The organism is Streptomyces sp. GbtcB6 (assembly GCF_019091475.1).
Lineage (GTDB): Bacteria > Actinomycetota > Actinomycetes > Streptomycetales > Streptomycetaceae > Streptomyces > Streptomyces hyaluromycini.
Genome location: NZ_JAGXJL010000079.1, coordinates 1 through 16,775, shown reverse-complemented (window position 1 = coordinate 16,775; position 16,775 = coordinate 1). Strand labels below are relative to the sequence as shown.

General features: G+C 69.6%; 16 protein-coding genes and 2 pseudogenes. 8 read left to right on the top strand and 10 right to left on the bottom strand.

Annotated features, from left to right (window positions below; translation table 11 throughout):
* The first annotated feature begins 194 nt into the window (after positions 1-194).
* Both KVT45_RS50640 and KVT45_RS50635 read left to right on the top strand, forming a co-directional pair.
* On the top strand, positions 195-797 hold the full coding sequence (locus KVT45_RS50640) for a DUF5994 family protein (protein WP_217561118.1): 603 nt from the start codon (positions 195-197) through the stop codon (positions 795-797).
* A gap of 5 nt (positions 798-802) precedes the next feature.
* The gene (locus tag KVT45_RS50635; RefSeq protein WP_217561116.1) at positions 803-964 is read left to right on the top strand and encodes a hypothetical protein; all 162 of its coding nucleotides are present in this window, start codon (positions 803-805) and stop codon (positions 962-964) included.
* A 115-nt stretch (positions 965-1,079) separates the two neighbouring features.
* On the opposite strand, the pseudogene KVT45_RS50630 reads toward KVT45_RS50635, so the two are convergent.
* A pseudogene (locus tag KVT45_RS50630) lies at positions 1,080-1,355 on the bottom strand (SpoIIE family protein phosphatase); the annotation flags it as partial.
* Between KVT45_RS50630 and KVT45_RS50625 the strand changes: the two are divergent.
* Positions 1,343-1,623 (top strand): annotated as a pseudogene (locus KVT45_RS50625) (site-specific integrase); the annotation flags it as partial. The pseudogenes KVT45_RS50630 and KVT45_RS50625 sit on opposite strands and share 13 nt — an antisense overlap.
* A gap of 7 nt (positions 1,624-1,630) precedes the next feature.
* Here KVT45_RS50625 and sodN read toward each other — a convergent pair.
* Positions 1,631-2,026 carry a superoxide dismutase, Ni gene (gene sodN / locus KVT45_RS50620; protein ID WP_055634112.1) on the bottom strand — a complete coding sequence of 132 codons (396 nt, stop codon included), beginning with the start codon at positions 2,024-2,026 and terminating at the stop codon, positions 1,631-1,633.
* Between the two features lie 145 nt (positions 2,027-2,171).
* Between sodN and sodX the strand changes: the two genes are divergently transcribed.
* Positions 2,172-2,618 (top strand): nickel-type superoxide dismutase maturation protease, encoded by a 447-nt coding sequence (gene sodX, locus KVT45_RS50615; RefSeq protein WP_217561161.1) that lies wholly within the window; start codon positions 2,172-2,174, stop codon positions 2,616-2,618.
* Here the strand turns inward: sodX and KVT45_RS50610 are convergent.
* A complete protein-coding gene (locus KVT45_RS50610; protein WP_217561114.1) occupies positions 2,510-3,151 on the bottom strand; it encodes an ABATE domain-containing protein in 642 nt (213 codons plus the stop codon). The genes sodX and KVT45_RS50610 overlap by 109 nt on opposite strands.
* A 100-nt stretch (positions 3,152-3,251) precedes the next feature.
* On the opposite strand from KVT45_RS50610, the gene KVT45_RS50605 reads away from it, so the two are divergent.
* Positions 3,252-4,028, top strand: a complete 777-nt coding sequence (locus tag KVT45_RS50605; protein WP_217561112.1) for a trans-aconitate 2-methyltransferase — start codon at positions 3,252-3,254, stop codon at positions 4,026-4,028.
* A gap of 48 nt (positions 4,029-4,076) precedes the next feature.
* On the opposite strand, the gene KVT45_RS50600 is transcribed toward KVT45_RS50605, so the two are convergent.
* From KVT45_RS50600 to KVT45_RS50590, 3 genes are read right to left on the bottom strand one after another with little or no spacing between them, the layout of a single operon-like run.
* Positions 4,077-4,877 carry an amino acid ABC transporter ATP-binding protein gene (locus KVT45_RS50600; protein ID WP_302832679.1) on the bottom strand — a complete coding sequence of 267 codons (801 nt, stop codon included), beginning with the start codon at positions 4,875-4,877 and terminating at the stop codon, positions 4,077-4,079.
* Entirely contained in the window at positions 4,874-5,803 is a 930-nt protein-coding gene (locus tag KVT45_RS50595; RefSeq protein ID WP_217561110.1) for an amino acid ABC transporter permease, read from the bottom strand. Before KVT45_RS50595 ends, KVT45_RS50600 begins: the two co-directional genes overlap by 4 nt.
* Positions 5,804-5,834: 31 nt before the next feature.
* Positions 5,835-6,794, bottom strand: a complete 960-nt coding sequence (locus KVT45_RS50590; protein ID WP_217561108.1) for an ABC transporter substrate-binding protein — start codon at positions 6,792-6,794, stop codon at positions 5,835-5,837.
* 583 nt (positions 6,795-7,377) lie between these two features.
* On the opposite strand from KVT45_RS50590, the gene KVT45_RS50585 reads away from it, so the two are divergent.
* On the top strand, positions 7,378-8,610 hold the full coding sequence (locus KVT45_RS50585) for an NADP-dependent malic enzyme (protein ID WP_217561106.1): 1,233 nt from the start codon (positions 7,378-7,380) through the stop codon (positions 8,608-8,610).
* Positions 8,611-8,929: 319 nt separating this feature from the next.
* The gene (locus KVT45_RS50580; RefSeq protein ID WP_217561104.1) at positions 8,930-9,895 is read left to right on the top strand and encodes a zinc-binding dehydrogenase; all 966 of its coding nucleotides are present in this window, start codon (positions 8,930-8,932) and stop codon (positions 9,893-9,895) included.
* A 26-nt stretch (positions 9,896-9,921) separates the two neighbouring features.
* Here KVT45_RS50580 and KVT45_RS50575 read toward each other — a convergent pair whose 3' ends face one another.
* Positions 9,922-11,007, bottom strand: a complete 1,086-nt coding sequence (locus KVT45_RS50575; protein ID WP_217561102.1) for a PadR family transcriptional regulator — start codon at positions 11,005-11,007, stop codon at positions 9,922-9,924.
* Between the two features lies 1 nt (position 11,008).
* On the bottom strand, positions 11,009-11,893 hold the full coding sequence (locus KVT45_RS50570) for a DUF4097 family beta strand repeat-containing protein (RefSeq protein ID WP_217561101.1): 885 nt from the start codon (positions 11,891-11,893) through the stop codon (positions 11,009-11,011).
* A gap of 216 nt (positions 11,894-12,109) precedes the next feature.
* Here KVT45_RS50570 and KVT45_RS50565 point away from each other — a divergent pair, with 216 nt between their 5' ends.
* Positions 12,110-12,904 carry a hypothetical protein gene (locus tag KVT45_RS50565; RefSeq protein ID WP_217561098.1) on the top strand — a complete coding sequence of 265 codons (795 nt, stop codon included), beginning with the start codon at positions 12,110-12,112 and terminating at the stop codon, positions 12,902-12,904.
* Positions 12,905-12,957: 53 nt separating this feature from the next.
* On the opposite strand, the gene KVT45_RS50560 is transcribed toward KVT45_RS50565, so the two are convergent.
* The gene (locus KVT45_RS50560; protein WP_023586593.1) at positions 12,958-13,137 is read right to left on the bottom strand and encodes a DUF6104 family protein; all 180 of its coding nucleotides are present in this window, start codon (positions 13,135-13,137) and stop codon (positions 12,958-12,960) included.
* Positions 13,138-13,308: 171 nt separating this feature from the next.
* Positions 13,309-16,775, bottom strand: a 3,467-nt coding sequence (locus KVT45_RS50555; RefSeq protein WP_217561096.1) for a multifunctional oxoglutarate decarboxylase/oxoglutarate dehydrogenase thiamine pyrophosphate-binding subunit/dihydrolipoyllysine-residue succinyltransferase subunit, incomplete at its 5' end; no start/stop codon positions are given.

Sequence of the window (16,775 nt, the reverse complement as noted above, 5' to 3'; positions counted from 1 at the left end):
CTTGGCCGTGTTACGTGGGAGGTGTTCCTCGTGTTCCGTTCAGCCCGTCGCTCCCCATCGGTCCGCAGGGCCTCGACGAGGAGTACCTTGGTGATTACCGAGAGCATTTCGTACACCGGCTTCCACGCCGGGTCGTTCTCGGCGGTTCACAACAACCGGGTCGGCCGTGACCGGCCCGGGGTTGGGTCCGCATCATGACCGCGACCATTCTGTTGACACCCGCGGCCGAGGAGCGGACCCCTTCCTCGTTGCCACCCCGACTCGTGCTGGTACCCGCCGGCACCGCTCCGGCCCCGATCGACGGTGCCTGGTGGCCCCGTTCCCGCGACCTGACGGCGGAGCTCCCGGCGCTCATCGAGGTCCTCGACCCGCTGTGGGGGCGGATCACCCGGGCAACGGTGAACCCCACGTTCTGGCCGGTCATCCCGCGAAAGGTACCCGTCCACGGGCACGTGGTGCACGTCGGCTGGTTCGAGGCAGAGCAAGACCCGCACAAGCTGCTGCTGTTCTACACCGCCGGCCGGTGGGACCTGCTCGTGGTCCCGCCGGAGACAGAGCCCGTCACCGCGGCCCGGCTGATGGCCATGGCCACTGACCCGTCGCGGAGCCTCACGGCGACCGGCCTGATCCATGAGGTCGGACGCTTCGGGGCCGCGGCAGAGGCAGTGGCCGAGTCGGACTCGCTCCGGGAGGCGGTCTGGGACTCCGAAGGCGGACATGACGCCCGCCACCCGGCCTCACGTACTCCTGCTGAATCGGTCATCTACCACGTGCCGACCCCGGCAGTAGGAGTGTGAGGGGCATGGACACCTTCGCGACGGTGAGCGTGCTCCTCGCGATGATCGTCTTGGGCGTGGTCGTGATTCAGGTGTTCACCGCGAGCCACGATGATCGCATGGCGACCTTGCCGTCCGGCCGTCCCCGGCGGTGGCGGCTATGGCCGAGGCACCGTACAGAGAAGTGATCCCGCCCAAGGACGATCGCGGATCCGGCTCCGCCGGTAGGGCGTTCGCGGGCAGCGGCGGGAGTGGAGCGGTCTGCGTACCGTCGGCCATGTCCATGGTGGTGCGGCTGTCGGCTCACTCCAGGAGGGCGAGGTGGTCGGCGGCGCCTCCGCGCCATTCGATCAGGAAGAGGGTCGCGTCGTCGCTCGTGCGGCCGCCCCGTTGCGGCTTCAGAGTGTGGGAGGGTGCGCGCACCACCGCGTGTACTCCCTCATCTGTGTGTCCGATGCGGTTGACCCAGCGGATGAGTTGCTCCTCGCCGAACTGCTCTTCACCGGCTTCGTGTTCCTCGATCAGGCCGTCGGTGAAGCACAGCACCCGGTCGCCGTGTTGGAGCAGCAGCCGAGCGAGAGGGCCGTAAGCCGGTCCAGCTGCCTCACATGGTGACCCACGACCTGGGCCACTTCTTCGCCTCCGCCCTCATCGCCGGCGGAGCGAGCGTCAAGCAGGTCCTCGGCCAGGCGTCCGCCGTCATCGCGCTGCGGATCTACGCCCACCTGTTGCCGGGCGGAGAAAAGACCGCACCCGGACCGCCGTGGACGCCGTGTTCGGCGGCCTGCGGGCCGGGTGCGGGGAGGGTGACACTGCAACCAAAGTAATCGCAGGTCAGAAGGCATAGATAAAGATCAGGCCTTCTTGGTCTCCCAGAAGATCTTGTCGATCTCGGCGATGAGCTCCAGGGCCTTCTCGCCGGTCTTCGGGTCCGTGGACGCCTTGGCGGCGGACAGGGCCTTCAGGGTGTCGTTCACCAGCACGTGCAGCTGGGGGTACTTCTCGAAGTGCGGGGGCTTGAAGTAGTCGCTCCAGAGCACCGAGACGTGGTGCTTGGCAAGCTCGGCGCGCTGCTCCTTGATGACGGTGGCGCGCGCCTGGAAGTGCGGGTCGTCGTTGGCGGCCATCTTTTCCTGCACGGCCTTCACCGACTCCGCCTCGATGCGGGCCTGGGCCGGGTCGTACACACCGCAGGGCAGGTCGCAGTGCGCGCTGACCTTGACCTTGGGGGCAAACAGGCGGGAAAGCATGGAGCATTCCTTCCTCGTGATCGTCTTCTCAGGTGGGACATTACTCCCTGGGAAGCGCGTTTTCGCGAGTGCCCCCATGGGCTTAGGACAAAAGTCCAGGGTCAGACTGAGACTGGTGGAGGAACGGACCGGGGAGGTGCCGGGGATGCCGGAGCTGTCGCAGGAGACCGAGCGGGGGAGGGGCGCCGCGCCCTATGGACTGGCCGAGGTGACCGGCCCGTCCATGGTGCCCACGCTGTACCAGGGGGATCAGCTCCTGGTGCGGTACGGGGCCCGGGTACGGGCCGGTGACGTCGTCGTCCTGCGCCACCCCTTCCAGCAGGACCTGCTCGTCGTCAAGCGGGCCGTGGAACTGCGCGAGGGCGGCTGGTGGGTGCTCGGGGACAACGCGTACGCGGGCGGGGACAGCACGGACTACGGGACCGTGCCGGAGGAGCTCATCCTCGGCCGGGCCCTGTTCCGCTGGCGGCCGCGCAGGGCGGATCAGCGTTCGCCGCTGGCGCTGGCCCGCTGGGCGCTCTCGGCCGCCAGGCCGGTGCTGTCGTCGGATCGTCCGGGCCGCTCCGCCTCAAGGCGCTTGCGGGCCCGGTAGGCGGCCACGTTGGCGCGGGTCGCGCAGCGGTCCGAGCAGTAGCGCCGGGAGCGGTTGGTCGAGGTGTCGAGGTAGGCGTTGCGGCACGGTGCCGCCTCGCACAGGCCGAGGCGGTCGACGCCGTACTCGGTGAGGTGGAAGGCCAGGCCCATTGCCGCGATCGCCGTATAGCCGGCGGTGGCGTTGGAGGGGTGGTCGGCCAGGTGCATGTGCCACAGCGGGCGGCCGTCCTCGTCCCGGAAGTCGTGCCCGGAGATCTGCGGGCTGACCGGGAACTCCAGCAGGAGTGAGTTCAGCAGGTCCACGGCGAGGGTCTCCTCGCCCTTGTCGGCCGCCTCGAAGACCGCGCGCAGCCGGGCCCGGACCGAGCGGAAGCGGGTGAGGTCGGCGTCGGTGGCGCGCCGGGCGGCCTGCTGGTTGCCGGCGAAGAGATCGCGGACGGCCTCGACCGAGGTCAGGGAGTCCTTGCCCCGGGCCGGTTCCTCGCTGTTGACGAGCCGGACGGCGTAATCCGAGTAATAGGCCAGTTCCACTTGTAGTCCTTACGCGGGCACTCTATGGTCGGTCGTGCGGTCGGGTAACAGCCGGTCGTACTTCCAGGGTATTACGGGACTTGTGCGGTGGAGGGTTGCCATGACGGACGCGCCGACGACCACGACCACGACCGAGGCCGGCTGGGGTGCCTGGCAGGAGAGCTGGGACCGGCAGCAGGAGTGGTACATGCCGGACCGCGAGGAGCGGTTCAGGATCATGCTCGACATGGTGGAGGCGCTCGTCGGCACGGCACCCCGGGTCCTCGACCTCGCGTGCGGCACCGGCAGCATCACCGCCCGGCTGCTCGCCCGCTTCCCGGACGCGGTGAGCACCGGGGTCGACCTCGACCCGGCCCTCCTCGCCATCGCCGAGGGCACCTTCGCGGGCGACGACCGGGTCACGTTCGTCACCGCCGACCTCAAGGACCCGGAGTGGCCCGCGAGGCTGCCGTACGACGCGTACGACGCGGTGCTCACGGCCACGGCCCTGCACTGGCTGCACAGCGAACCCCTCGCTGCCCTCTACGGTCAGGTCGCGGGACTCGTCCGCGACGGCGGTCTCTTCATGAACGCGGACCACATGATCGACGACAGCACGCCCCGGATCAATGCGGCGGAACGGGCGCAGCGGCATCGGCGTATGGATCAGGCCAAAGCGGCGGGGGTGCTGGACTGGGCCGAGTGGTGGCAGCTGGCGGCGCAGGATCCGGCGCTCGCCGGGCCGACGGCCCGCCGCTTCGAGATCTACGGCGAGCACGCGGACGGCGACATGCCCTCGGCGGCCTGGCACGCGCGCGTGCTGCGCGAGAAGGGGTTCGGGGAGGCGCGGGCGGTGTGGTGCTCGCCGTCGGACACGCTGCTGCTCGCCCTCAGGTAGACCGAAGGGGCGGTACGAGATGTCGTACCGCCCCTTCGTCCCGTACCGCTACAGCACCTTCGACAGGAACGACTTCGTCCGGTCGTGCTGGGGGTTGGTCAGGACGTCGCGCGGGTGGCCGGACTCGACCACCACGCCGTCGTCCATGAAGACCAGGCTGTCGCCGACCTCGCGGGCGAAGCCCATCTCGTGCGTGACGACGATCATCGTCATGCCGTCCTGGGCCAGGTCCCGCATCACGTCCAGGACCTCGCCGACCAGCTCCGGGTCGAGCGCCGAGGTCGGCTCGTCGAAGAGCATCAGCTTCGGCTGCATGGCGAGCGCGCGGGCGATCGCGACGCGCTGCTGCTGGCCGCCGGAGAGCTGCGCCGGATAGTGCCCGGTACGGTCGCCGAGGCCGACCCGGTCAAGGAGGCGCTGTGCCCGCTCGCGGGCCACCGCCTTGGACTCGCGCTTGACCTGGACCGGCGCCTCCATGACGTTCTCCAGGGCCGTCATGTGCGGGAAGAGGTTGAAGCGCTGGAACACCATGCCGATGTCCCGCCGCTGCGCCGCGACCTCCTTCTCCTTCAGCTCGTAGAGCTTGTCGCCGTGCTGGCGGTAGCCGACCAGGTGGCCGTCGACGTACAGCCGGCCGGCGCTGATCTTCTCCAGATGGTTGATGCACCGCAGGAACGTGGACTTGCCGGAACCGGACGGGCCGATCAGGCAGAACACCTCGCGCGGCAGCACCTCCAGGTCGATGCCCTTGAGGATGTGCGCAAGACCGAACGACTTGTGCACGCCCTCGGCCTTGACCATCGGCGCCCCGCTGCTCGGCGGGGTGATGTCCTTCGCGAGACCGCTCATCGGGCCACCTCCGGGCGACGGAACGAGCCCCACCGGGACAGGTTCTTCCGCAGTCGCTGCAACGGCGTCGGCGGCAGGCTGCGCGACGAACCGCGGGCGTAATGGCGCTCGATGTAGTACTGGACGATGCTGAAGATCGTGGTGAGGAACAGGTACCAGATGCACGCCACGAAATACATCTCGACCACCGCGAGCGAGGTGCTGGAGATGTCCGTGGCCCGTTTGATCAGCTCGGGGAACTGGACCACGGACGCCAGCGACGACGTCTTCAGCATGTTGATGTACTCGTTGCCCGTCGGCGGCACGATGACCCGCATCGCCTGCGGCAGGATCACCCGGCGCAGCGTCTGGCCCTGGGTCATGCCCAGCGCGTGCGAGGCCTCCGTCTGGCCCTCGTCGACCGACTGGATGCCGGCCCGGACGATCTCCGACATGTAGGCGGCCTCGTTCAGGCCCAGGCCCAGGAGCGCCGCCAGGAACGGCGTCATCACCTGGTTCATCTCGTCCTTGTAGAACCCCAGGTTGAGGATGGGGAACACGAGCGCGATGTTGTACCAGAGCAGCAACTGGACCAGGACCGGGGTGCCCCGGAAGAACCAGATGTAGAACCAGGCCACCGTGCTGGTGACCGGGTTCGACGACATCCGCATGATCGCGAGGATCACACCCAGGACCAGGCCCAGCACCATGGCCAGTACCGAGATGTACAGCGTGTGCCAGGCACCCGACAGGATCGTCCCGTCGGTGACGTAGTCCGGGATGATGCCGTAGTTGATGTCCGCGTTGGAGAACGCCATGCCGATCAGCACCAGGATGGCGATGACCACCGCGGCGGCCACCCAACGCCCGTAGTGGCGCACCGGGATGGCCTTGATCTGCTCCGGCGGCACGGACGGCGCCGGGGTCTTGTCGACCGTGTCAGTCACAGTGACGGCCCTTCAGTCGTGACCGGGGTGCTCAGGAGCCGCCGTTGATCTTCGACTCGGTCACCGCGCCCTGCGTGACGTTCCACTTCTCCAGGATCTTCTGGTAGTCGCCGTTCTTGATGATGGCGGCCACGGCGGCCTGGATCGCGTCGCGCAGCTGGGTGTTCTCCTTGCTGACCGCGATGCCGTACGGGCCGGCCTCGATCTGGTCGCCGACGACCTCGAAGTCCTTGCCGCTGCCGGACGTCTTGGCGTTGTAGGCGGCCACCGGGAAGTCGTTCAGGTCGGCGACGGAGGCACCCTGCTTCAGACGGAGCAGCGCCTCGGGGTCGGTGTCGAAGGTCTGCAGCGTGATGGCCTTCTTGCCGTCCTTCGTACACTTCGTGCTCTGCGCCTTGGCGATGCCCTCGGACGTGGTGCCCTTCTGCAGGGCCACGACCTGGCCGCACAGGTCGTCCAGGGACTTGATGCCCTTCGGGTTGCCCTTCTGGACCAGGATCGAGGTGCCGGCGGTGAAGTAGTCGACGAAGTCGACGCCGTTGCCGACCTTCTTGCCGGTGTCGGAGTCGATGCCGTCCTGGCGGGCCTTCGTGTCGTTCATCGCCGACATGATCGCGTTGAAGCGGTTGGCCTGCAGACCCACGATGAGCTGGTCGAACTTGCCGTTCTGGAAATCGAACCGGACACCCAGCTGCTTGCCCAGCGCGTCCGCGATGTCCGGGTCGACACCGACGGCCTTGCCGCTCTGCATGTACTCGACCGGCGGGTAGGCGATGTCGGAGCCGATCTTGATGACACCGGCCTTGCGGATGTCGGCCGGCAGCTTGCTCGCCAGCGGGGCCGAGGAGGTCGAGGAGGAGCCGCCGTCGCCGCCCTTGTCGGTCTGGTCACCGCAGCCGGTGAGGATCAGGGTGCCCGCGACCGCGATCGCACCGAACGCAGCAATCCTGGAGTGCGAGGCGGTGGTACGACGGGTGAAGCGTGCGGTCATGGTGGGTTCCTCCGGCAGTGGGTAGGACAAGCCGATATACCGATGTGTCTGATATGTCGATATGCCGTTGGGTCGACGGAAACACACACCTTCGGGTGTCGCGACCTCGTGGGTTTACGGCATCCTGCCATTGGGATTGCTCCAAGCAGACGTGTCACCATGTCAAAATCGGATAACGGGTGACCCCCGTGACGCGTCAGGCCGGTCCTTCCTCGACCCGCCGCCCCGCACATCTGCGGGAATCCGACCTTCTGGCCGGAAGATCTACGGTTCACCGCCGGTTCATCTCAGGCTCCGCCCCGTGGTCGTCCACCGGTCACTCGGCCGCTCATCTGTCGGTTACCTACGACATCCGTGATGTGACCTTGCGCCTATTCGACTCGTCGGGAGCGCCGTCCGTCCGGTAAGAAGGTTCTTTACACCCCTCATCCGGGGCTCAGGGCGCGTGTGCGGCGCGCCCGTCGCGCAGGTGCTCGTACGTGCCACTCGTACGTATCAGTGATCGGGCCCTGCGCGGTGCCCGCCCACTCCCTCACCGGGAGTGGCCGACCCTCAAACCATGCATACCTAAGGGGTAAGACAAGTGGCAGCGGAGATCGTCAATCCTCGCAGCGACAGCGCGTCGGGCAATACGGACCAGGACGGCGGGGCCGAGCCCCTCGATTCCTTCGATCCGGCATTCGCGCTGCACCGCGGCGGCAAGATGGCCGTGCAGGCCACCGTGCCGATCCGTGACAAGGACGACCTTTCCCTCGCGTACACGCCCGGAGTCGCGCGCGTGTGCACCGCGATCGCGGAACAGCCCGACCTGGTCAACGACTACACATGGAAGTCGTCCGTCGTGGCCGTCGTCACCGACGGTACGGCCGTGCTCGGCCTCGGGGACATCGGTCCCGAGGCCTCCCTCCCCGTGATGGAGGGCAAGGCGATCCTCTTCAAGCAGTTCGGCGGCGTGGACGCGGTCCCCATCGCCCTCGCCTGCACCGACGTCGACGAGATCGTGGAGACCGTCGTCCGGCTCGCCCCCTCCTTCGGCGGGGTCAACCTGGAGGACATCTCGGCACCGCGGTGCTTCGAGATCGAGCGCAAGCTCCAGGAGCGGCTCGACATCCCGGTCTTCCACGACGACCAGCACGGTACGGCCGTCGTGACGCTGGCGGCGCTGCGGAACGCGGCGCGGCTCAGCCGGCGGGAGATCGGGCAGCTGCGGGCGGTGATCTCGGGCGCCGGCGCGGCCGGGGTCGCCATCGCCAAGATGCTGGTCGAGGCCGGCATCGGGGACGTCGCCCTCGCCGACCGCAAGGGCATCATCTCGGCCGACCGCGACGACCTCACCCCGGTCAAGCGCGAGGTCGCCGGGTTCACCAACAAGGCCGGGCTCAAGGGCACGCTGGAGGACGCGCTGGCCGGCGCCGACGTCTTCATCGGCGTCTCCGGCGGTACGGTCCCGGAGGAGGCCGTCGCCTCGATGGCCGAGGGCGCGTTCGTGTTCGCCATGGCCAACCCGAACCCGGAGGTGCACCCCGACGTCGCCCACAAGTACGCGGCGGTCGTGGCGACCGGGCGGTCGGACTTCCCGAACCAGATCAACAACGTGCTGGCGTTCCCCGGGATCTTCGCGGGCGCGCTCCAGGTGCGGGCCTCCCGGATCACCGAGGGGATGAAGATCGCGGCGGCGGAGGCGCTGGCGTCGGTCGTCGGGGATGATCTCGCCGCCGACTATGTCATTCCCTCTCCGTTCGACGAGCGGGTTGCGCCTGCGGTGACTGCGGCGGTGGCCGCGGCTGCGCGGGCCGAAGGTGTTGCCCGGCGGTGACTCGAATGGCCTCGCTCTTCTTGGGCGGGGCCATTTCTTTGCCCACCCGCCCACCCGATCGGGTGCCTGCGAGGTGAGCGTTGTGCTGGGGGCTGCCGCCCCCAGACCCCCGTATCGGGGTGGCGGGGGTCGTTGTCCCGTGCCGGTGGGTGGGGGGCTGGTCGCGCCCACGCGGCGGAGCCGCATATCGAATACAGCCCCGCGCCCCTTACGGGGCGCTGTGGACGGGGCGCTGTGGGCGGGGCGTTGTGCGCAAGAGGGGATGTGTCACAGCGGTCCCCGGTTTCGCGGTCGCCGCCGGGAACCTATCGTCGGCCCTATGTTCGCCGTCTACGCCGCCCGAATCGACCGCGACCAGCCGCTCTCCGGCCTTGAGTTGGGGGAGCGCCCCGCCCCCGAGGCCCGGGCCGGCTGGAGCACCGTCAATGTACGGGCCGCCTCCCTCAACCATCACGACCTCTGGTCCCTGCGCGGCGTCGGTCTGCCCGAGGAGCGGCTGCCGATGATCCTCGGCTGTGACGCCGCCGGCGTCGACGAGGACGGCAACGAGGTCGTCCTGCACTCCGTGATCGGGCAGAGCGGCCACGGGGTCGGGCCGAACGAGCCCCGGTCCATCCTCACCGAGCGCTACCAGGGCACCTTCGCCGAGCAGGTCGCCGTGCCCACCTGGAACATCCTGCCCAAGCCCAGGGAGCTCTCCTTCGCCGAGGCCGCCTGCCTGCCCACCGCCTGGCTGACGGCCTACCGGATGCTCTTCACCAACGCGGGCGTACGCCCCGGCGACTCGGTCCTCGTGCAGGGCGCGGGCGGCGGTGTCGCCACGGCCGCGATCGTGCTCGGCAAGGCCGCCGGGCTGCGGGTCTTCGCCACCAGCCGCGACGAGGCGAAGCGGAAGCGGGCCCTGGAACTGGGTGCCGTCGAAGCGGTGGAGCCGGGGGCCCGGCTGCCACAGCGCGTGGACGCCGTCATCGAGACCGTCGGCGCCGCCACCTGGTCCCACTCGGTGAAGTCGCTGCGGCCCGGCGGCACCATCGTCATCTCCGGCGCCACCAGCGGCGACCGTCCCTCGCACGCCGAGCTGACCCGGATCTTCTTCCTCGAGCTGAAGGTCGTGGGCTCGACCATGGGGACCAAGGACGAACTGGAGGACCTGCTCGCCTTCTGCGCCGCCACCGGAGTACGTCCCGTCATCGACGAGCTGCTCCCGCTCGACCGCGCCCGCGAGGGCTTCGAACGGCTTGAGTCCGGCGACCAGTTCGGGAAGATCGTGCTGACCAGCTCCTGAGGGGCCCGCCCCCTTACGGCCGTTCCTCAGGGTTTCGGGGTGCGCAGCAGCGCTCCTATGTGGGCCGCTGCCGTCGAGAGGTGGCGGCGGGCCTCGCGGAGCTGGTCCGTGGTGACTCCGTGGTCGCGGGCCGCGTCGCGGATGTCGTCGCGGAAACGGTCCAGGAGCCGGTCGAGGTCGCGGGCCGGGTCGCCGGTGTCGGTCTCGTCGCCGTGCGCCCACGCGGGGGCGTACTGCGCCGGGAAGTCCTCCGGGGTCTGCGAGTACTCCGGGGCCGGTGTGGGGGGCGGCTTGCGCAGGTCCGGGCCGGTGCCGGTGCCGGTGCCGGTCTCGGTGTCGGGGGTCGGCTCGGTGCGGCCGCCGAAGCCGAAGTCCTTGCCGAAGTCCTTTCCGAACTCGCCGAACTCCTTGGCCAGTTCGGTGAGGCCCTCGCGGACTCCCGTCGGCCAGTCGCCGCGCGTGAAGTGGTCCTGGACGTGCTCCTGCACCCGGCGGGCGATGCGCTGCATCTCCTCCTGGGCCTGGGCCCGCGCCCGGGCCTGGGCCTCCTGGGCCTGCCGGCGGGCCCGCTGGGCCTCGTCACGGGCCCGGCGGCTCTCGTCCTTGGCGCGGCGGGCCTGCTCCTTCCACTCCTGCTTGACCCGGCGCATCTCCTCCTTGGCGGCCCGCCACGACTCCTTGTCACCGAGGTCGCCGAACTCCCCGGTGCCCGTCGCGCCGCCGTGCCGGGCCTCGGAGGCGGCCGCGCGCACCTCGCGGCGCAGATCGCCGGCCGCGCCGCGCACGTCGGCCCTTATCTCGGCGGCCAGTTCCGCCACCGACTCGCGGATCTCCAGCTCCAGGTCGGCCAGCTCGCCGCTGCGGTCCGCCAGTTCGGCCCGGCCGGCGTCCGTGATGGCGTAGACCTTGCGGCCGCCCTCGGTGGTGTGGGTGACCAGGCCCTCGGCCTCCAGCTTGGCGAGGCGGGGGTAGACGGTGCCCGCCGACGGGGCGTACAGGCCCTGGAAGCGCTCCTCCAGCAGCCGGATCACCTCGTAGCCGTGGCGCGGGGCCTCGTCCAGCAGCTTGAGGAGGTAGAGGCGGAGGCGGCCGTGGGCGAAGACGGGAGGCATGTCAGAGAACCTTCTTCTCGGTCGTGCCGCCGGTTGCGTCGTCGGCGGCGCCGTCTGCGGTGGCGTCGTCGTCCTCCTTGGGCGGGCGGCGCAGCAGGGCGATGGAGCCGGAGACCGTGGTGGCGCGGAGCTTGCCGGTGCCCGCGCCGAGGCGGCCGGTGATCTTGTGGGCGCCCCACTGGCCGTGCACCCGCAGTCCGTCGAAGGCGTTGGAGATCGTGCCGCTCGCGGTGTTGGCCTCGACCTCGGCGTCGGCCGGGTGCGGCAGCCGGATGGCGATCTCGCCGGAGACGCTGGTCAGCCGGACGTCGGTCGGGCCGTCCGGGTCCAGGTCGATGATCATGGAGCCGCTGACCGAGTCGGCCCGCACGGCGGAGCCCGAGCCCTCGACGACGGTCAGGTCGCCGGAGACGGAGTTGAACCGCAGGTTGCCGGTGACGGCCTGGGCCTCCAGGTTCCCGGACACCGTGTCCGCGCGGACCTCGCCGGAGAGGGCGACCAGGGTGGTGTCGCCGGTGACGCCCTTGACCACCGAGGTGCCGGTGATGCCGGAGACGACGGCCGCCGCGCCGACCACCCCCACCTCCACCCGGGTGTCCGCCGGGACGGCGAGGGAGACCACCGCGCTGCGCCGCCAGCCCTTGCGGTCGAGCCACTTGAGGAAGCCCTTCCAGGGGAGGTCCTCGTAGGCCACCGTGAGGGTGCCGCCCTCGTGCGTGACGATCAGGGGCGGACCCTCGATCTCGGTGACTTCCAGGCGGGTGGAACCCTCGTCGGTGCCCACGACGTTGACTGTTCCGTTGACGATGCGGACGTGCAGGTCGCTCACGGGGGTGTCGAAGTCGAGCTTCCTGGGCTCGGCGACGGACCACTCGGACTTGGACATGGTGCGGACCTCCTAGGGCCGGACACGACGGCTGGACGCGAACGCGATTGCACGGCTCGACGAGCCATATCGCGTCTTCCGTGAAACACGATATATCGTGGCCGACGGAAGTCAAGACACTCTTTCGCGTGATGGGTCGAGCCCGAACTTGACCTCGCGGGGTCCGGCGAAGCCCTATATCGGGCGATAAGCGGGTGAATTGCTTAGCGTGTGTTCATGCCGACGGACGAATCGAAGGCCGTCTCCCGGCCTGCCCCCGCCCCCTCTTCCGGTGCCCTGCTGCTCTGCCGGGCCGCTCCCGACGCCGTCACCCCGCTCGCCACTCTGCTGCGGCAACGGATGCTGCTGACCGAGGCCGGCGAGTGGAGCCTCCTCGTCCCCGAGGACACGCCATGGCTGCGCGCGGGCGAGCCCGTCGACCGCGTCCTGACCGGCTGGGCCACCGCGCTCGCCGTGGGGTCCGCGTGGCCGGTGCTCGCGCTGTGGTGGGACGCCGACCGCGCCGGTTTCACCCTCGTCGCCGGATTCCGCCGCCCGGTCGGCTACGTGTGGCTCGCCGACGGCACGCCGGCGGGGGAGACCGAGGCGATGCACACGTTCGCGGCGCGTCTGGGGCTGGACCCGGTGCTGGACATGCAGGTCCTCGACCGGCTGACCACGCCGGATCCGGCGGCCGACGCGGGCGCGCGGCTGCGGGGGCTGACCGCTGTCCTCACGCGCGCGGGGCTGGAACTGCCGGAGGAGTTCGCGCCCGGCGAACCGGCCGAACGCCTCTGCGAGGTGGCCGGCGCCGGGGCCTGCGTGCGGCACGTCGAGGGCGTCGGGGGCGGCGGGGCGGAGGAAGGGCTGCCGAGGGCTCATCGGGTGGCCCTGGCCGAGGTGGCCGTGGGGTTGCCGGTCGCCGGATGGGGGGTACGGCGGCGCAGCGCGGGATGGGTCGCGCTGGGAGTCCTGCTGATGGTGCACGGGGCACTGGAGCTGTCGTACGAGACGGTGTTTCCGCGGGACTGAACGACCGGGGGTGAGGCCGTGCCGCGGCCGCGGCACGGGCCGCCTGGGACCGGCTACTCCTCGTCCTCGTCGTCCAGTCGCGCCAGCCAGGTCGCCAGGCGCTCCACCGGGACCTCGAAGTCGGGGTTGAGATCGACGAACGTGCGGAGCTGTTCCGCGAGCCACTCGAAGGTGACCTCTTCCTCGCCGCGTCGCTTCTCCAGCTCCTCGATGCCTCGGTCGGTGAAGTACATGGGTTGCTCTCCTGCGAACCTGTGTCGGTGCCCGTTGACGGGTTCCTACCAGCCTAATGTCCCGGGTTCGTGTGTCGGATCACGAGTGGGCGCCCAGCTGAGCCTCTCCGCACGCGCCGAAGGGCCCGGCCCCCGTAACGGGGACCGGGCCCTTCATCGCGTGCCGGAGGCCTACGCGTCGAAGACCTCACGCACCAGCTGCTCCTGCTCCGCCTGGTGGCGCTTGGCCGAACCCACCGCCGGGGACGAGGAGTGCGGGCGGGAGATGCGGCGCAGGCGCTCGCCGGCCGGGACGTCCGCGCCGACCGCCAGGTCCAGGTGGTCGATCAGGTTGAGCGCGATGAACGGCCAGGCACCCTGGTTCGCCGGCTCCTCCTGGGTCCACAGGTACTTCTCGGCGTTCGGGTACTTGTTGACCTCGGCCTGGAGCTCCGCACCCGGCAGCGGGTACAGGCGCTCGAGGCGGATGATCGCGGTGTCCGTGACGCCGCGCTTCTGCCGCTCGGCCTCCAGGTCGTAATAGACCTTGCCGGTGCAGAAGACGACCTTGCGGACCGCGGCCGGGTCGACCGAGGCGTCGCCGATGACCGGGCGGAACTGCCCGCTCGTGAACTCCTCCGCCTTCGAGGCAGCCGCCTTGAGACGCAGCATCGACTTCGGGGTGAAGACGACCAGCGGCTTGTGGTGCGGGTTGTGCACCTGCCAGCGCAGAAGGTGGAAGTAGTTCGAGGGGAGGGTCGGCATCGCGACCGTCATGTTGTTCTGCGCGCACAGCTGCAGGAAGCGCTCGATGCGGGCCGAGGAGTGGTCCGGGCCCTGGCCCTCGTAGCCGTGCGGGAGGAGGAGGGTGACGCCACTGGTCTGGCCCCACTTCTGCTCCGCCGCCGAGATGTACTCGTCGATGACCGACTGGGCGCCGTTGGTGAAGTCACCGAACTGCGCCTCCCACATCACCAGCGCGTCCGGACGGGCCAGCGAGTAGCCGTACTCGAAGCCCATCACCGCGTACTCGGAGAGCAGCGAGTTGTAGACGTTGTAGCGGGCCTGGTCCTCGGACAGGTAGAGGAGCGGGGTGTAGTCCGCGCCCGTCTCCCGGTCGATCAGGACCGCGTGGCGCTGGCCGAAGGTGCCGCGCTGGGAGTCCTGGCCGGAGAGGCGCACCGGGGTGCCCTCCATCAGCAGCGAGCCGATGGCGAGGGTCTCGCCCATGCCCCAGTCGATCGTGCCGTCCTCGATCATCGCCGCCCGGCGCTGCAGCTGCGGCAGCAGACGCGGGTGGACGGTGAAGTAGTCCGGGATGTTGACCTGGGACTCGGCGATGCGCTTGACGGCCTCTGTGGAGATCGCCGTCGGCACGGCCACCGGGAAGCCGTCCTGCGGCTCGTGGGCGTCCGCGGCGGTCGGCTGCGCGGTGGCCTCGCGGACCTCCGTGAAGACCTTCTCCAGCTGGCCCTGGTAGTCCTGCAGGGCCTGCTCGGCCTCTTCCAGGGTGATGTCGCCGCGACCGATCAGGGACTCGGTGTAGAGCTTGCGCACCGAGCGCTTCTTGTCGATCAGGTCGTACATCAGCGGCTGGGTGAAGGCCGGGTTGTCCGACTCGTTGTGACCGCGGCGGCGGTAGCAGATGAGGTCGATCACCACGTCCTTGTTGAACGCCTGGCGGAACTCGAAGGCCAGGCGTGCGACGCGCACGACGGCCTCGGGGTCGTCGCCGTTCACGTGGAAGATCGGGGCCTCGATCATGCGGGCCACGTCCGTCGCGTACATCGAGGAGCGCGAGGACTCCGGGGCGGCGGTGAAGCCGACCTGGTTGTTGATGACGATGTGGACCGTGCCGCCGGTGCGGTAGCCGCGCAGCTGCGACATGTTCAGGGTCTCGGCCACCACGCCCTGGCCCGCGAAGGCCGCGTCGCCGTGCAGCGCGACGGGCAGGACCGTGAAGTCCGTGCCGCCCTTGTTGATGATGTCCTGCTTGGCGCGGGCGATGCCCTCGATGACCGGGTCGACGGTCTCCAGGTGGGACGGGTTGGCGGCCAGCGAGACCTTGATCTGCTCGCCGTCCAGGCCGGTGAAGGTGCCCTCGGCGCCCAGGTGGTACTTCACGTCGCCGGAGCCGTGCATCGACTTCGGGTCGAGGTTGCCCTCGAACTCGCGGAAGATCTGGGCGTACGACTTGCCGACGATGTTCGCGAGGATGTTCAGGCGGCCGCGGTGGGCCATGCCGATGATGACCTCGTCCAGGCGGGACTCGGCCGCGGAGTCGATCACCGCGTCGAGCAGCGGGATGACGGACTCGCCGCCCTCCAGGGAGAAGCGCTTCTGGCCGACGTACTTCGTCTGCAGGAAGGTCTCGAAGGCCTCCGCCGCGTTCAGGCGGCGCAGGATCCGCAGCTGCTCCTCGCGCTCCATCTTGGAGTGCGGGCGCTCCACGCGGTCCTGGATCCACTTGCGCTGCTTCGGGTCCTGGATGTGCATGAACTCGATGCCGGTGGTGCGGCAGTACGAGTCGCGCAGCACGCCGAGGATGTCGCGCAGCTTCATCATCGACTTGCCGGCGAAGCCGCCGACCGCGAACTCGCGCTCCAGGTCCCACAGGGTGAGGCCGTGCTCGGTGATGTCCAGGTCGGGGTGCTTGCGCTGCTTGTACTCCAGCGGGTCGGTGTCGGCCATGACGTGGCCGCGGACCCGGTAGGAGTGGATCAGCTCGAAGACCCGGGCGGCCTTGGTGACGTCGTCGTCGTGCGAGGCGTCGATGTCCCGGAGCCAGCGGACCGGCTCGTACGGGATGCGCAGCGCCTCGAAGATATCGTCGTAGAAGCCGTTCTCGCCGAGGAGAAGGTTGGCGACCGAGCGCAGGAACTCGCCGGAGGCGGCGCCCTGGATGACCCGGTGGTCGTAGGTCGACGTGAGCGTCATGACCTTCGAGATGCCGAGCTTGTTCAGGGTGTCCTGGCTGGTGCCCTGGAACTCCGCCGGGTAGTCCATGGAGCCGACGCCCATGATGACCGACTGGCCGGGCATCAGACGCGGGACCGAGTGGACGGTGCCGAGGCCGCCGGGGTTGGTCAGGGAGACCGTGACGCCGGTGAAGTCGTCCATCGTCAGCTTGTTGTCGCGGGCGCGACGGACGATGTCCTCGTAGGCCTGCCAGAACTCGAAGAAGTTCAGCGTCTCGGCCTTCTTGATGCCGGCCACGACGAGCTGGCGGTCGCCGTTGGGCTTCACCAGGTCGATGGCCAGGCCGAAGTTCACGTGCGGCGGCTTGACCAGGGTCGGCTTGCCGTCCTTCTCCGCGAACGAGTAGTTCATCGACGGCATGGCCTTGAGGGCCTGCACCATCGCGAAGCCGATCAGGTGCGTGAAGGAGATCTTCCCGCCCCGGGCGCGCTTGAGGTGGTTGTTGATGACGATGCGGTTGTCGAACAGCAGCTTCACCGGGACCGCGCGGACCGAGGTGGCGGTCGGCACGTCCAGCGAGGCGCTCATGTTCTTCGCGACAGCGGCGGCGGGACCACGCAGGGTGACCAGATCGGGACCGTCGGGCGCCGCGGCGGCGGGCGCGGCCTTCGCGGCTGCGGCGGCCGGCTTCGCGGCGGCCGGGGCCGGAGCGGCGGCGGCGGGCTTCGCGGGCGCCGGAG

What these genes read in the sequence shown, in the direction of transcription:
- KVT45_RS50640 (WP_217561118.1), top strand. Translation starts at nt 195, where the DNA reads ATGACCGCGACCATTCTGTTGACACCCGCGGCCGAGGAGCGGACCCCT.
- KVT45_RS50635 (WP_217561116.1), top strand. Translation starts at nt 803, where the DNA reads ATGGACACCTTCGCGACGGTGAGCGTGCTCCTCGCGATGATCGTCTTG.
- sodN (WP_055634112.1), bottom strand. Translation starts at nt 2,026, where the DNA reads ATGCTTTCCCGCCTGTTTGCCCCCAAGGTCAAGGTCAGCGCGCACTGC.
- sodX (WP_217561161.1), top strand. Translation starts at nt 2,172, where the DNA reads ATGCCGGAGCTGTCGCAGGAGACCGAGCGGGGGAGGGGCGCCGCGCCC.
- KVT45_RS50605 (WP_217561112.1), top strand. Translation starts at nt 3,252, where the DNA reads ATGACGGACGCGCCGACGACCACGACCACGACCGAGGCCGGCTGGGGT.
- KVT45_RS50600 (WP_302832679.1), bottom strand. Translation starts at nt 4,877, where the DNA reads ATGAGCGGTCTCGCGAAGGACATCACCCCGCCGAGCAGCGGGGCGCCG.
- KVT45_RS50590 (WP_217561108.1), bottom strand. Translation starts at nt 6,794, where the DNA reads ATGACCGCACGCTTCACCCGTCGTACCACCGCCTCGCACTCCAGGATT.
- KVT45_RS50580 (WP_217561104.1), top strand. Translation starts at nt 8,930, where the DNA reads ATGTTCGCCGTCTACGCCGCCCGAATCGACCGCGACCAGCCGCTCTCC.
- KVT45_RS50575 (WP_217561102.1), bottom strand. Translation starts at nt 11,007, where the DNA reads ATGCCTCCCGTCTTCGCCCACGGCCGCCTCCGCCTCTACCTCCTCAAG.
- KVT45_RS50570 (WP_217561101.1), bottom strand. Translation starts at nt 11,893, where the DNA reads ATGTCCAAGTCCGAGTGGTCCGTCGCCGAGCCCAGGAAGCTCGACTTC.
- KVT45_RS50565 (WP_217561098.1), top strand. Translation starts at nt 12,110, where the DNA reads ATGCCGACGGACGAATCGAAGGCCGTCTCCCGGCCTGCCCCCGCCCCC.
- KVT45_RS50560 (WP_023586593.1), bottom strand. Translation starts at nt 13,137, where the DNA reads ATGTACTTCACCGACCGAGGCATCGAGGAGCTGGAGAAGCGACGCGGC.